At 63.5% G+C, this 16,820-nt stretch carries 1 protein-coding gene; it reads left to right on the forward strand.

All coding sequences use genetic code 11. The annotated features are described in order from the left end of the window. Positions 1 to 19 precede the first annotated feature (19 nt). Positions 20 to 16,729 (forward strand): non-ribosomal peptide synthetase, encoded by a 16,710-nt coding sequence (locus BH682_RS04725; protein WP_075832242.1) that lies wholly within the window; start codon positions 20 to 22, stop codon positions 16,727 to 16,729. Positions 16,730 to 16,820: the final 91 nt, after the last annotated feature.

Consider the following 16,820-nt stretch of genomic DNA (forward strand, 5'->3'; position numbering starts at 1 on the left):
TCGATGAGCATGAACGACGATGATCGGATTCTTGATGTCTGACCACTCTCAGGTAGCTCACCCGGCGGTATCGGGCGGTGCCGATCTGGACGCAGCGCTCCCGGCGACGGCCGCTCAGCGTGAGGTGTGGGTTGCTCAGAACGTGGATCCGAGCAGTCCGGTCTACAACATCGGACTTGTCGTCGAGGTCGACGGCATGATCGACGTCGAGCGCGCGGCAGCGGCGATCGAGGCCAGCGTCGGACGCGTCGAAGCGCTGTTCGTGCACTTCGAGGTCGATGCCGACAACCAGCTGATCCAGGTGCCGATTCCGGATGCGCGCTGGGACGTGGAAATTCTCGACCTTCGGGCCGAGGCGGATCCCGATTCGACTGCGCAGTCGTGGATGGACACCGACATGGCTCGGGTCTTCGGTCCGGACGATCTGCTGTTCCGCCAGGTGCTTCTGCTGACCGCTGACGACCGAGTCATCTGGTATCAGCGCTATCACCACAGCGTGATCGACGGGTACGGCATCTCGCTCATCGTCGCCGACGTCGCCGAGCGATACGACGATCCGAATCTCGGGACTGCCGCGCCGCAGTGGTCACTCGACGCCGTGGTTGCAGCCGATCTGGATTACCGGAACTCTCCGCGATTCCAGACCGACCGTCAGTACTGGGTCGAACGCGTTGAATCGGGACCGGAAGCGACGCGTATTCTGCATGGGCAGGTGGATGATTCGCTGCCGCCGATCTCGGCGATACTCACGCTCGACGCTGATCGCGCGGCACAGCTCTACCGGTATGCGGCCGACGCCGGGATTCGACGAACTCGCCTGCCCATGGCCGCGCTGATCGCGTACATCGCACGAACCACGGGACAGCACGACGTTGTCGTCTCGGTACCGATGGCCGCTCGGGTGGGGCGCGACATGCGTCGCACTCCTTCGATGGCGTCGACGATTTTGCCGCTGAGTATTCGGGTAGAACGCTCGGAAAGCATCGGCCAGTTGGCAACTCGTCTCGACACCGCCCTGGTCTCGATTCTCAAGCACGGGCGGTACCGAGGTGAGGATCTTGCTCGCGACATTCGGGCGATCGATCCCGACCGTCAGGTCTTCGGCCCCGGCATCAACTCGATGATGTTCGAACACACACTCACCTTCGGCGGATGCCCGGTGCGCGTGCGTAATTCGGTAACCGGTCGAGTCAGTGACCTGGATCTGAGTGTGCGCGGTGGTCAGGACGGGGAGCCGATCGAGATCGACGTCCGCGCCCCGGCCGGATTCGACAGGGAGTTGGCCGATCACACCGCGAGAATCGAACAGTTCCTCGATCGATTCGTAGCCGAGCCGCAGCTTCCGATCTCGGCACTCGACCCCATGTCGCTCGCGGAGAGAGAACTCGTGCTCCACGGGTGGAACGACACCGCAGAGCCGCAGCCAATCACGACGGTGCCGGATTTGTTGCGCAGCAGCTTCTCTGCCGATCGGGGCGCTGTCGCCGTGGTCGACGGCGACGTCCGGCTGACCTACGGCGAACTCGAAAGTCGGGTATCACAGCTCGCCGCGCACTTGATCTCTCGCGGTGTCGCGACCGAAACCGTTGTGGCGATCGGGCTTCCGAGATCCGCCGAGATGGTGGTGGGGTTGTTGGCCGTCATGTGTGCCGGTGGTGCCTTCGTTCCGCTGGATCCGTCATGGCCTGCCGAACGCCGCGAATCGGTACTTGCCGACGCGGGCGCCACACTGGTGCTCACCTCGGACGGTGTAGACGACTCCGTTCCGGTCGATCTCTCCGCGTGGGCGTACGAGGACGGGCCCTCGGACCTGTCCGAGACAATGACCTCCGACATTCGTAGTCACGGTGCCCAACTCGCATACGTCATCTTCACGTCCGGTTCGACCGGACGTCCGAAGGGCGCCATGATCCGCCACGAGGCAATCTGCGCAAGGTTGCTGTGGCAGCGGGAGCGGATTCTCGGGTTCGGGTCCGGCGATGCCTCCTTGTTCAAAGCCCCACTCTCGTTCGACATCTCGATCAACGAGATCCTGCTCCCGCTCGTCTCCGGCGGTCGATTGGTGATCGCGAAGCCCGAGGGGGAACGCGACCCGCAATACCTGCTCGACCTGATCGCCGGAGAATCGGTCACTTTCGTCTACCTGGTCTCGTCGATGCTCGACATCCTTCTGGATCTGGCGAACGGGACCGATCAGCTCGATTCGTTGAAGCACGTGTGGTGCGGCGGTGAGGTTCTCACGCCTGAACTCTTCGATCGGTTCCGCGATCAACTGTCCACGACGCTGTATCACGGCTACGGCCCGGCCGAAGCGACCATCGGTGTCTCCCATGTGATCTACCGCGAGGACGCGGAACGAATCGCCACATCCATCGGTCGCCCGAACCCCAACACTCGCCTCTACGTGTTGGACGGCGACTTGCAGCCGGTTCCGATCGGCACCGGCGGCGAACTCTACGCCGCGGGCTTCCTGCTGGGACGCGGATACGTGGGTGCTTCGGCACTGACCGCATCTCGTTTTGTCGCGGATCCCTTCGTCTCAGGTGATCTGGCCGGATCCCGCATGTATCGCACCGGTGACTTGGCCAGATGGACCGACGACGGCACCCTCGACTTCCTCGGACGCACGGACAATCAGGTGAAGATCCGTGGCATGCGCCTGGAACTCGAGGATGTCGAAGCCGCCGTGATTTCGCACCCCGCAGTGCGTCACGTGGCAGTTCTGGTGCGCCAAGCACCAACCGGTGCAAAGTATCTCGCCGCCTACGTGAGCGCAGCGTCGGGGACGAACCTCGCGATCGACTCACGTGAGCTTCGCGAGTGGGCTGCGAGCAAGCTGCCCGACTACATGGTCCCGACCACCGTCACCGTCCTCGGCAAGTTTCCGCTCACGGCAAACGGCAAACTCGACCGTCGCGCGCTACCCGAGCCCGATCTCGCCGAACTGAGTGCACATGTCGCTGCGAGAAACGAAGTCGAACAACAGTTCTGCACGTTGATCGCGTCGGCAGTCGGCCTCGATTCGGTCGGCGTTACCGACGACTTCTTTGCACTGGGCGGCGACAGCATCGTCGCGATCTCACTCGTGACCGCGGCTCGTGCTGCCGGTTTGTCGATCAGTCCTCGCGAGGTGTTCCAACTGCGCACCGCCGAGGCTATGGCGCGTGCCCAGTCCTCCCGAGTGGCTGAGATCGTCGACCACGCGGACCAACCGATCGGCCACGTAGCCACGACGCCGATTGCCGCCAGGGTTCTCGGAGTGTCGGACGCAGTACGAACCTTCCACCAGCGTGCGCTGATTCAGACCCCGTCAGCCTTGACGTCCGAGCATGTCCAGGCGGCGCTCGACGCCCTGGTGGCTCGCCACGATGCACTTCGTGCGACGTTGACGCCCGAAGGAAGACTGCTCGTCCCGGAGACAAACGAAGTGGCTGTGGTCTTCGAGACCCGTGCACTACCGGCACCGCTCGAAGAATGCGGACCGTTGATCGTCGCCGAGACCGAGCGAGCTGTCGGCCGTCTGAATCCGGCCGACGGCACGATGGTCAGCGCTGTTCTGTTCCGCCCTGTGACCGGTCCCGGACGGCTGTTGCTGGTCATCCACCACGCGGTGGTCGACGGCGTCTCGTGGCGCATCATCCTCGAGGACCTCGCGCGCGCCGGCATCGCAGCGATGAATGGCGACGAACCCGCACTCGCTCCGGTCGGCACGTCGGTGCGAAGGTACGCCGAACTCGTCTCGGATGCGGTCGGAGCCGGGCGACTGGACTCGGAAATCGAGTTCTGGGACTCGGTGACGTCCGCACAACGGGCATCTCTCGGCCGTCGGGCACTCGACCCGGCAGTTGACCTCGCGCGCACCGCTGCAGCGCGGTCGATCACCCTACCTACAGAACTTGCAGATCAGCTGTTGGGCAGTGTCCCACGGGCGTTCGGAGCCGATGTGAGCGAAGTGCTGGTCACCGCACTTGCCGTGGCGCTGACCCGTTGGAGCGGTGCCGGATCGGTGACGATCGATCTGGAGGGGCACGGACGCGACGAGGACATCGTTCGCGGTGACGGCGATGCGCACGTCGACCTGACTCGTACCGTCGGATGGTTCACCACAGTGTTTCCGGTGGCGCTCGAGATCGGTACAGCCGCTCCCGATCTCGACGCGAGCGGCGAGTTGGCGGGGGTTCTCAAGAGCGTCAAGGAGCAACTTCGACGGGTCCCGAACGCCGGCTTCGGGTACGGAGCATTGCGATACCTCGGCGGCTCGGATCAGTTGCGTAGTTTCGCAGCGCCGGAGGTGGTGCTCAACTATCTGGGACGCACTGCCGCAGCGGAGGGGGACTGGTTCCCGGTGTCGATGGACGGTGCTGCCGATCCGTCCATGCCGATGGGTCACGCGTTGTCTGTCGACGTCGTAGCCGAGGACGCCGCCGGTGGACCACGCCTGCGAGCCACCCTGACCTGGGCGTCGAACATCTTCCTGCGTAGCGATATCGACAAGTTTGCGCGGTTGTGGCTGGACTCGCTCGAGGCCGTGTCCGGGCTCGCAGCCTTCGGCGGAGCCACACCCTCGGACTACCCTCTGGTGGCGCTCGCTCAGGCAGACGTGGACGGGTTACCGAAGGCTGAAGAGATTCTCCCACTCACTCCGCTGCAGGAAGGGATCTACTTCCATTCGGCGTTTGCCGATCCGGGGGCCGATCAGTATGTCGTGCAACAGGTTGTGGAACTGACCGGAGCCGTGGACAGTGCGGCGCTGCACCGCGCGCTGCAATCCGTCGTCGATCGGCATGAGGCGCTGCGCACCGGATTCTCGGTCCTGGGTGACGGCCGGGTCGTGCAGGTGGTGCACCCGAGCGCTGTCGTGGAGATGGCGGTAGTCGAGGTGGCCGGCGCCGATGTCGATGAACTGCTTTCCGCCGACCGCGCGCGCGGGTTCGACCTGGCGCAACCGCCGCTCGTCCGTTACACGCTTGTCCGTGCCTCTTCGGAGAAGTACCTTCTGCTGCAGTCGATTCACCATGCGGTCGCAGACGGATGGTCGGTTCCGGTGATGCTGCGGGAGCTGATGGCGTCGTACAGCGTTGGCGACTCCGGCGTGGTGCTCCCGACTCCGGCGCCGTACCGCAGCTATCTCGAATGGTTGGCCGGCCACGATCACGAGGCCTCGGCAGCGGTGTGGAGAGAAGCGCTGAACTCTCCCGGGCCCGCGGTCGAACTTCCCGCGCCGAGCGCGGGCAGCAGCGGCGTCTGTGCCACCCGAGTCGAGCTGTCCGACAGTGATACTCGCGCACTGGCGATCAACGGACGCTCCCATGGCCTGACGCTGAGCACGCTCGTGCACGGCGCCTGGGGGCTGGTGCTCGGCCGAATGACCGGCCGAACAGACGTGCTGTTCGGATCGACCGTATCGGGACGCGGTGGAGACCTGCCCGGGATCGAGTCCATGGTGGGCTTGTTCATCAACACCGTGCCGGCTCGGTTGCGGTTCGATCCGGCAGAGACAGCCGCGCAAGCGCTTTCCCGTTGGCAGAGGGAACAATCGGAACTACTCGACCATCAGTACCTGGGGTTACCCGAACTGCGACGGACCGGCGGACTGGAGCAGGACTTCGAATCACTCGTCGTGTTCGAGAACTATCCACTCGGTGACACGGCAATCGCTGATCCGACGAACTCGGTGCGACTGACGGGAATTCGATTCGACGAGCGACCGGCCTACCCGTTGACCCTGATCGTCGTCCCCGGCGATCGATTGGCGTTGGAGCTCAAGTACGACGCTGCTCAGGTGGACGGCGACGCCGCTGCGTCGCTGGCCGAAACTCTCGCAGTCGTACTCACCGAGCTCTCGCGCGATCTCGATCAGGTCATCGGCCGGATCGCGCTGGCACCCGCACAGCCGGGGAGCGTCGGCACGGCCTTGGATCGGCCGCGCGCAACGCTGACCGAGCTGCTGAAGGATCAAGCCGGGCGTACGCCCGAAGCCACCGCAGTGATCTTCCGTGAAGAGTCGTTGACCTACGCCGAACTTCACTCTCGCGCTGATCGTTTTGCGCATCTGCTGCGCGAACGTGGCGTCGGACGCGAATCGTTGGTAGCGGTGGCCTTGCCTCGCTCTCTTGATCTGATGGTCGCGATACTCGGCATCGGGAAGGCCGGGGGAGCATACGTTCCCCTCGACACCGGCTACCCGGCGGAGCGGCTGACGTACATGCTGGGTGACGCCGATCCTGTGTGCGTCGTGGTGTCGGAAGATTCTTCACTCGATTCGGGTTCGGTTCCGCGGGTGACGGTATCGGAGTCGGCGCAGTTCCCCGCCGATCCGCTGAGTGTCCCAGGATCGCCCGCGGATGCCGCGTACATGATCTACACTTCGGGTTCGACCGGTCGCCCCAAAGGCGTTGTGGTCAACCACGAGGGTGTGGTCAACCGATTGCTCTGGGCACAGCAGATACGTCCGATGGACGTCTCCGACCGGATGCTGCAGAAGACCCCGTCGAGCTTCGACGTCTCCGTTCCCGAATTCTTCTGGCCGTTCCTGATGGGGGCAACTCTCGTGATGGCCGAGCCGGACGGGCACAAGGACCCTGGCTATCTGGCCGACGTCATCGTCGAACATTCCGTGACCCGAGTGCATTTTGTTCCGTCGATGCTCGACGTGTTTCTCGCGGAGCCGAAAGCAGCACTGTGCTCTTCGCTCGAGATCGTCAACTGCAGCGGTGAGGCACTGCCCGTTCACGTTGCACGCAAGGTCGCCGAGATCCTGCCGAATACTCTGGTGGACAACCTCTACGGCCCCACCGAGGCCGCCGTCGACGTCAGTTGGCAACCGTCGGTGCAGGAAACTCCGGCAGACGCCGTCAGCGTCCCGATCGGCGCACCTGCCGCCAACACCGGCCTGTTGGTTCTCGATCCCTACCTGCAGAACGTCCCGGCCGGTGCCACCGGTGAGCTCTATCTGGCAGGGCCACAACTGGCGCGTGGTTACCACGGACGTGGGGGATTGACCTCCGAACGATTCGTGGCGAATCCGTACAGCGACGGCGGCTCGCGGATGTACCGGACCGGTGACATCGTGCGGTGGAATGCCGACGGCGTTCTCGAGTACCTCGGCCGTGCCGACGAGCAGGTGAAGGTTCGTGGATTCCGAATCGAACTCGGCGAAATCGAAGCGCAATTGGCGCTGTGCCCCGGAGTCACGGCAAGTGCCGTGATCGTCCGAACCGACGGTCCGAGCAACCGCGCACAGGTGGTCGCCTACCTGGTCGGAGATGCTGATGATGTTGCGGTTCGAGCTCAGTTGTTGTCAGTGCTACCGGAGTTCATGGTGCCAAGTGCCTTCGTGCGGCTCGAGTCGCTGCCGCTGAGCCCGAGTGGCAAGCTCGACCGAAAAGCACTACCTGCACCGGATTTTGCGGCACAGGTGGGCGACTTGACGGGAGTGGTTTCCTCGGGCGTTGCAGACCTCCTCGCCGGGCATTTCGCGACGGTTCTCGGACTGCCCCGTGTCGGGGTGCGCGACGATTTCTTCACTCTCGGCGGCGACAGTATCCTGGCGATCCGACTGGTCAACCTGGCTCGTCGTGATTCGGTAGTGCTGACCCCGCGTCAGATCTTCGAATTGCGCACTCCCGCCGCGATCGCTGCAGCGGTGGGTGATGTCGCCACCTCGGATGCCACCGTCACGGCCGACATCGGCGTGGGTGAGCTGGTTCCGCTGCCGGTGGTTCACCGCTTGTCCGAATGGACGGGTGGTACCGACCGCTTCAACCAGGCAGTTCTGATCCACTCTCCGGCAACATCTCTCGGTTCGATCACCGGCGCATTGCAGGCCGTGCTCGATCACCACGACGGACTTCGCCAAACCTTGATCCGACATGACCGCGGGATATGGTCGGCGCGGATCGAGGAACCCGGTAGTGTCCGGGCAGCGAACCTGGTCGAACGCGTTGATGCTCGGGGACTGGATGACTCCGAGTTGCGAAGACTCGTCACTGAGCACTCTGAAACTGCGACCAGTCGATTGGATCCGTCTGCAGGGCGGATGGTCTCGGTGGTCTGGTTCGATTGCGGCGCTGAGAGTCTGGGCCGACTCGCGATAGTCGCGCACCACCTGGTCGTGGACGGGGTTTCCTGGGGAACCCTGCTCGAGGATCTCGCGATGGCCTGGGTGGCAGTCGAAGCCGGAGAGCCCGCCGCACTGGATGCCGTCGGAACTTCGCTCCGTACCTTCTCCCGTACGGTGGCCGAACACGCATACAGTGCTCATCGATTCGCCGAACTCGATCACTGGCTGACCGTGACCGCTCCGGGCGCGCAGTTGATCCCCGACGCCGCGGGCGATGCCGTCGTATCCGGAGGCTCGAGGCGCACGGTCACGGTGGACGGAGCAATCTCCGAGGCAGCACTTGGATCGGTTGCGGCAATGGTGGGTGCCGAGGGAACGGATGTTCTGTTGGCAGCGCTGACGATGTCCGTCGATCGCTGGCGCCGCTCCACCGGCCGCAGTGAGCACGAATTGCTGGTCGATCTCGAACGGCACGGCCGCGAGGAGTTGGTGGCGGGCATCGATCTGTCGCGAACAGTCGGCTGGTTCACCACGATTGCCCCGATGCGACTGCACGGCGGAATCGACCCGGTGGACACGCTACGCGAGGTGAAGGAGAGCCTGCGGGCGGCTCCGGACGGCGGTATCGGCTACGGGATGCTGCGATACGTGAATGCCCGCACGGCATCGACATTGGCGGGGCGCTCCGAATCTCAGATCCTGTTCAACTATCTCGGACGTACGACGACAGCAGGATCGACAGCATGGTCCTTGGCAGCGGAATCCGAAGCCTTGTCCACCGATCCCGACGCAGACATGGGAGGCCCGTACCGACTGATCGTGAATGTCGTCAGCGTGGATTCGGGGCTCCGCGCCGAGTTTGCCTGGGCAAGTGAAGATTTGTCCGAGGAGGACGCGCAGTCACTCTCCGACGGCTGGGTTTCGGCCCTCGGCGATCTGGCGGCTGCGGCCGCGCGTCACGCCGGGCCTCCCATTCTGACCCCGTCCGATGTGACGTTGCTCGACCTGAGTCAGACCGAGATCGACGCGATAGCCGATGCGAGTCCGGCAGGTGTCAGCAGCATCCTCCCACTCTCACCGTTGCAGGAAGGTCTGTACTTCCAAGCCGGCTACGCGGGCAGCAGCGACAGCAGCAGTGGTGGGGACATCTACACGGCACAGTTCTCGATGGACTTCGGGCACACCCTCGATGTCGACAGGTTGGCTGCGGCCGCCCGGACACTTCAACGACGAAATCCCACGTTGCGAGCGGGTTTCGTGAGCGAAGGGCTGAACGAGCCGGTGCAGTTCTTCAGCGCTGGACTCGATGTTCCGGTCGTCGTCCACGATCTCCGCGAACTCGACGACTCGGTTGCTCGTGAGCGTGCCGAGGCCGTCGCCGCCCAAGACCGAGTGACGCCATTCGACCTGACCGCGCCGCCGCTGTGGCGTATGAGTGTGCTGCATCTGCCTGGCGGCCAGGATCGTCTGGTGATCAACAGGCAGTTCCTGCTGTGGGACGGCTGGTCCAACGGCCTTGTCGTCAGTCAGCTTCTGGCGCTTTACGATACCGGCGGCGACGACAGCGCATTCGGCGAACCCGAGGGGTCGTTCGAGACATACCTCGCCTGGTTGGCCGATCGCGACGGTGCAGCCGCCGACGAGGGGTGGCGCGGAGCGCTCGCAGGACTCGAGGAGCCGACGCTTGTTGCCGAGCCGATGCCCGGCGTCGAAGTTCAGCTTCCGGATCGCCGCGATGCGGTTCTGTCGGAAACGCTTTCGCGTGCGTTGCGTGAGCGCGCTGCCGCGTCCGGCGTCACGTTCAACACGGTACTGAATGCAGCGCTGGCCCTCGTGCTGGCGTCGGCCACCGGTCGACAGGACGTCGTCTTCGGCTCCACGGTTGCCGGACGGCCACCGGAGGTACCGGGAATCGACACCGTGGTGGGAATGTTCCTCAACACCGTTCCCGTTCGGCTGCAACTGGATCCGAACGAGAGCGTCGAGGAACTTCTTCGTCGGACACAGGCGGATCGACTTTCGCTGATGCCTTTCGACTACCTCGGTTTGGCATCGATCCAGCGTGTTTCCGAGCATCGTCAACTCTTCGACGTGCTGATGGTCTTGCAGAACTTCGTGGACGAGAGGCAAGTCCACGCGCTCAACGCCGCTCACGACGTGAGTGGAAGCGACAGTATCGATCACACGCACTATCCGCTGACCGTCGTGGTCACACCGGGTGCCACCGTCAACGTCAAGTTCGAATTTCATCCGCATCTGGTGACCGCGCGCCGGGCCGAGGACCTACTGGGTCACTTCGTCGACCTGCTGCAGAGTTGGTCGCAGGACATGACGGGATCGGTTGTTGCGTCTCCGGTTCCCGCAGTAGCGCAGCAGACGCAGATCCGGGAGTTGCCGGAGCGCACCATTGCCGACCTGTTCGAAGAAGTCGCGTCGGCGCAACCGGACGACACGGCACTCGTGTTCGGGAAGCGCCGGATGACCTACGCCGATCTCGACGGCGAGATCAACCGGATGGCGCGGTTGCTGATCAATTACGGCGCCGGCCCGGAAAAGATTGTCGCTCTTGGCCTACCACGTTCGGTGGACATGGTCGTCGCGCTCTTCGCGGTATTGCGCACGGGTGCTGCCTACCTACCCCTCGAACTCGATCATCCGGCCGAACGGTTGGCCGTGATGATCGACGACGCGGATCCTGTCGTGTTGCTGACAACCGTTTCGGCCTCAGGGACGTTCGAAGGTGCCGACGTCCGAACTATCGTGATCGACGAACCCGATACAGCAGCAAGGAGACTGACGATCTCGGCGCGGGCGCTCTCCGCGTCGGAACTCGGAGCATTCGCTCCGGGGGCACCGCATCGACTCGACCACCCCGCGTACGTCATCTACACCTCCGGTTCGACCGGCAAGCCCAAGGGCGTGATCACCGGTTACCGTGGCTTGACGAACATGCAGTTCAACCACCGCGAGGCGATTTTCGAACCCGTGATCGCCGCGGCGGGCCGGCGCCTGCGGATCGCGCACACCGTGTCCTTCGCCTTCGACATGTCGTGGGAGGAACTTCTGTGGCTCGTGGAAGGCCACGAGGTGCACATTTGCGACGAGGATCTGCGTCGTGATGCCGAGGCACTCGTTGCATACTGCGACGCAATGGACATCGACGTCGTCAACGTGACACCGACCTACGCGACGCACCTGATCGACAGCGGGCTTCTCGACGACGGTGTGGGACACCACCGCCCGCCGTTGGTCCTGCTCGGCGGTGAAGCCGTTCCGGATTCGGTGTGGAACAGGCTGCGCGACACCGAGGGAACCGTGGGCTACAACCTCTACGGTCCGACGGAATACACGATCAACACGCTCGGTGGCGGAACGTTCGACAGTGACACCCCGACCGTCGGCAAACCGATCTGGAACACCGCCGCGCATATTCTCGACGGCTGGCTGCGTCCGGTCCCCGATGGAGTTGCCGGCGAACTGTACATTGCCGGAGCCGGTTTGGCTCGCGGCTACCTCGGACGCTTCGCGCTCACGTCCGAGCGCTTCGTCGCAGATCCGGCTGGGACCGGAGAACGTATGTACCGCACCGGGGATCTCGTGCGGCGACGCGGTGACGGCAACCTGGACTTCCTCGGCCGCACCGACGATCAGGTGAAGATCAGAGGTCACCGCATCGAGCCGAGCGAAATCGTCTCCGTTCTCGAATCCGACGAACATGTGCGGCAAGCGGCAGTGGTGGTCGACGTCGGGGCAGGTGGAGTCAAGAGGCTCGTCGGCTACGTGACGCCCGTGCGACTCGGCGCCGGGCACGACTACCGCGCGCAGGCGCGAGTTCTCCTACCCGACTACATGGTTCCGGCCGTGGTGATCGAGGTGGAGACGCTACCGATGACCGTCAACGGCAAGCTCGACGTCAAGGCACTGCCCACCGCTGATTCGGTGCTGGGGGAGCGGAGTGGGGAGTCGATCGCACCGCGTAACCACACGGAAGAGGTCCTCTGCGACCTCTTCTCCGACGTACTCGATGTGGGCGATATCGGGGTCGACGACAACTTCTTCGACCTCGGTGGGCACTCGCTTCTGGCCACCAAGCTGATCAGTCGAGCTCGGATCGCCATTCCGAACAGTCTGACCATGCGTGATCTCTTCGAAGCGCCGACGGTGGCGGAACTTGCGGAACGTATTGTGGCCGAGCAGGGATCGACGCGACCGGTGCTGGTAGCGAAGCCGCGGCCGGACCACCTTCCTCTTTCTGCCGCTCAACAGCGATTGTGGCTGATCGGACAGATGGAGGAGAACTCCGCGGCCTACAATTTCCCGATCGTGCTCCGTTTGGACGGCGCACTGGACGCGGACGTCTTCGCCGCGGCGCTCGGCGACGTCGTGGAACGACACGAATCCCTGCGTACGGTGTTCCGGTTGGTGGACGGATCGCCGGAGCAGATAATTCTCGAATCGGCGACGATTCCGGTCGAGACAGTTCATCGAGACGAATCCGGTGTCGCCGGTGAAATTGCCGTGGCAGTGGGTCGTCCGTTCGACCTGTCTGACGAGATTCCGATCCGCGCACGTCTGATCCGGGTGGACGGTGCCGAGGTGGACGGTGCCGTAGTGGTCGTGATCGTCCTGCATCACATCACTACGGACGAATGGTCCGATCGGCCATTCCTGCGCGATCTGATGTCGGCCTACTCCTCTCGGATCCAGGGCGAAGATCCAATTTTCGAACCGCTACCGGTTCAGTACGCGGACTACACCCTGTGGCAACGGGAATTACTCGGCAGCGCCGACGATCCGTCGAGCATCCTGAGCACGCAGTTGGACTTCTGGGCGAAGAGTTTGGACGGAGCCCCCGAAGAACTGCTGCTTCCCACCGACCGGAGCCGACCGGCCAGACCGAGTTTCTCCGGTGGCGCAGTGGTGACACGGTTGGGTGTGGACACAACTGCCGCACTGCGAGATCTGGCGCGCGAGAGCCGGAGTTCGATGTTCATGGTCCTGCACGCGGCGTCGGCGGCGTTGCTGACTGCGCTCGGAGCGGGTGAGGACCTTCCCCTCGGCGCTCCCGTAGCCGGACGTAGTGAACAAGGGCTCGACGACTTGGTCGGCTTCTTCGTCAATACGATTGTGCTGCGCACGGATACGTCAGGTAACCCGACGTTCTGGGAGTTGGTGGATCGCGTTCGTGAGAGAGACCTCGAGGCCTTCGCCAACGCCGACGTTCCCTTCGAAACTGTGGTGGAACGCCTCAATCCGTCGCGCACCTTGGCACGTAATCCGCTGTTCCAGGTCATGGTCGGCTATCACAGCCGGGAGGAGATGGGAGGGGATCCGTTCGAACTCGAGGAGTACACAGCCAAGTTCGATCTGGTGTTCAACTTCACCGAGTACCTCGGCGACGAAGGCTGCATCGACGTCCGACTCGAATACGGCAGCGACCTCTTCGATCGCGAAACAGCACAGCGGATTTCGAACCGATTGGAATCGGTGATCGCGGCAGTCGTGGAATCGGCCGACATCGAGATCGGCGACATCGACATCTTCTTGCCAGGCGAACTCGAGCAAGTTGTCACCTCGTTCAACGACACCGCCGTCGACGTGCCGGAAGAGACGTTCTACGACGCTTTCGCGCGTGGAGTCGTTGCTACGCCCGAGGCGATTGCGGTGCGCGACGAGGCGGGGCAGGCCACGTACCGCGAACTCTCCGAGCAGTGTGATCGGATCGCCGGCGTGCTGTATCGCCGCGGAGTGTCGGTCGAAGACGTGGTGGGGCTTGCCGTCCCGCGCTCGGTGGAAATGGTCGCGTCGGTCCTCGCCGTGCTCAAGCTGGGGGCCGCGTATCTACCCCTGGATTTGAGTCACCCGAGCGAGCGCATCACATACATGCTCACCGATTCCCGCGCCTCGGTACTTCTGTCCACTGCGGAGGAAAGCTCGCGGATCGAGGATGTGGTCGGCGTCGAGCGAATCCTCCTGGACGATCCGCTGATCCGTGCGGAACTGGACGAGGCAGTGATCGTCGAAACTCCCCGGCCACCAGTTGGCGTCAGCCACGCTGCCTATGTCATCTACACCTCGGGATCGACCGGCAAGCCGAAGGGAGCCGTCCTCTCCCATGACGGTATTCCGAGTCTTGTTGCCACAGCTGAGGTTCGGATGCGACTGGTACCGGGTTCGGTGGTGATGCAGTTCGCTTCGGTCGGCTTCGACGTCGCGGTATTCGAGCTGGCGATGGCACTGTGCACGAGCAGCACCCTGGTGATCGTGCCGCAGAATGCACGAGTTGCCGGTCCGGCGCTGACCGATTTCATGACGAGCAATCGTGTCACCCACGCGATCATCCCTCCCTCGTTGCTGGCCGCTCTGCCGGCAGGATGTGAAGTGCCGCAGGGCTGCACCGTGTTGGTCGGAACCGAGACGGTGCCACCGGAGCTGATCGGGCGATGGGCGGAGCGGCTGAATTTGCTTGCCGCGTACGGACTCACCGAAGCCACGGTGAACAACACACTGTGGCAGGCGGAACCCGGTTGGAACGGTCCCGTGCCCATCGGAATCCCTGACCCCAACGAACAGGCGTACGTGCTCGACGATCAACTGCGTCCGGTTCCGCCGGGAGTATCCGGCGAGCTGTACATCGCGGGACGCGGCCTGGCGAGAGGCTATCTGGGCCGATTCGATCTGACGGCACAGAGATTCATCGCCGATCCCTTCACCGCGGGCGATCGCATGTATCGCACCGGGGACCGCGCGCGGTGGCGCACTGACGGGAACATCGACTTCCTCGGCCGCGTCGACGACCAGGTCAAGATCCGCGGTTTCCGAATCGAGTTGGGCGAAATCATCGGAGCTCTCAGTGCCCATCCTTCGGTGAAGCAGGCAACGGTCGTCGCGGATCGGCAGGGCGAAATCACGCGCCTGGTCGGTTACGTGTCACCGGAACCCGGTGTCGTCGTCGACACGACGGCAGTGCGGAACCTCGCGGCACTGTCGTTGCCCGACTACATGGTTCCGACCATGGTTGTCGCCCTTGACGGTCCGCTGCCGTTGACGCCCAACGGAAAGCTCGACCGCAAGTCGTTGCCCACTCCGGACTGGTCGGAGCTGGCGGGTGATGTTGCTCCTCGCACGGCAGTGGAGTCCACGGTTGCGGCTGCGTTCGCGGAAATCCTGCAGCTACCGAGCGTCGGAGTCCACGACAGTTTCTTCGAACTCGGCGGCCATTCGATGGCTTCGATGAAACTGGTCGGTCGCATTCGGGAAGCGTTCGGCGTGGACGTCAGTATTCGAGACGTATTCGACGCGCCGAGTGTTGCGGAGTTGGCGGCCGTCGTCGCGCGTTCGGAAGGTGGGCGTCCGATCCTGGCGCCGGCGGTGAAACGTCCCGAGACGATGGGTCTGTCTGCGCCGCAACGTCGTCAATGGGAGTTGTTCCGCGCGTCCGGCGCACAACCGCAAGCAAGCCACGCTCTGGCGCTGACCCTGAAATCGAAGATCGATCCGGAGATTCTCGGGCACGCCTTGGACGATGTGACTTCGCGGCACGAACCCCTGCGGACCACCTTCGTCGAGGTCGACGGTATCGTCGTGGCAAGAGAATCGGTGCGTCCGACTGTCGATGTGGTCGATGTCGGCGCCGGCGATGTGGGTCGAGTGGTGTTCGAACTGGCTCAACTTCCGATGGATCTGCGTGAGCAATCACCGTTGCGGGTTCATCTGGTGCTCGGTGAAGACGGCTCTAGGACACTGCTTCTCGTCATGCACTACATCGCCGTCGACGAGTGGTCCGTAGTGCCGCTGCTGGGAGATCTGGTCTCTGCTTATGCAGCCCGGTCGCAGGGAGATCAACCGGTTTGGGACGAGCCTGCATTGACGTACGCCGATTACACCGTGTGGTCGGACGAGCTGTTGGGAGACCCCCGAGACGTCGACAGCCGTGCGTCGAAGCAACTTGCATATTGGCGGGATGCGCTCGACGGAATACCGACCAGTGTGAATCTTCCGTTGCCGGAAGGTGACTCGGAGCCTCGAGGTGACGTGATCGCCGTCGACATCGACGCGGGTCTGCACGCCGGAATCGACGCGCTGGCTGCGCGCACCGGCACGAGCATGTTCATGGTCCTGCAGGCCGCACTGGCCAGCGTTCTCACGAAGGCCGGCGCGGGTACTGATCTTCCCATCGGTTCATTGGTTGCGGGCAGGTCGGATCCCCGTCTCGAACCGATGATCGGATCGTTCTTCAATGTTGTTCTCCTGCGCACGGATACGTCGGGTAGTCCGACGTTTGCAGAATTGCTGGCTCGCATCCGGGAAAACAATCTGGAAGCGCTGAGCAATCAGGACGTCTCATATGTGTATGTCGAGCAGGCGCTGGGTAATCCGGCGTCCATGAGACCTCAGGTGATGGTGATCCATCACCAGCAGGCGGATTTGGACGGGCTCGGCGACTTCGGTTCTCTCGTACCGATTCCGGTGGGAGTGCCCCATGCGGATGTGACGTTGAGTTTTTACGAGCCGGTGGGCGATGGGCCTGTCTTTGCAACTCTCGGGTTCCGTGCCGACCGCGTCGATGCGGGTGCAGTCCGCGTATGGGCAGGTCAATTGGTCGACGTGATCGAGGCTGCAGTTGCCGCCGAAGGGGATGACGCGAGCGAGGGGGCAAAACTATGACATACGTCGCATCGCTCCGTGGGGTCGACCGCTATACGGGGGCTCACAGTGTTGATACCCTCACCTCATTAAGGGTAGCCTTTGCTACTTA

It is taken from the genome of Rhodococcus sp. YL-1 (genome assembly GCF_001942025.1).
GTDB classification, from domain to species: domain Bacteria; phylum Actinomycetota; class Actinomycetes; order Mycobacteriales; family Mycobacteriaceae; genus Rhodococcus_F; species Rhodococcus_F qingshengii.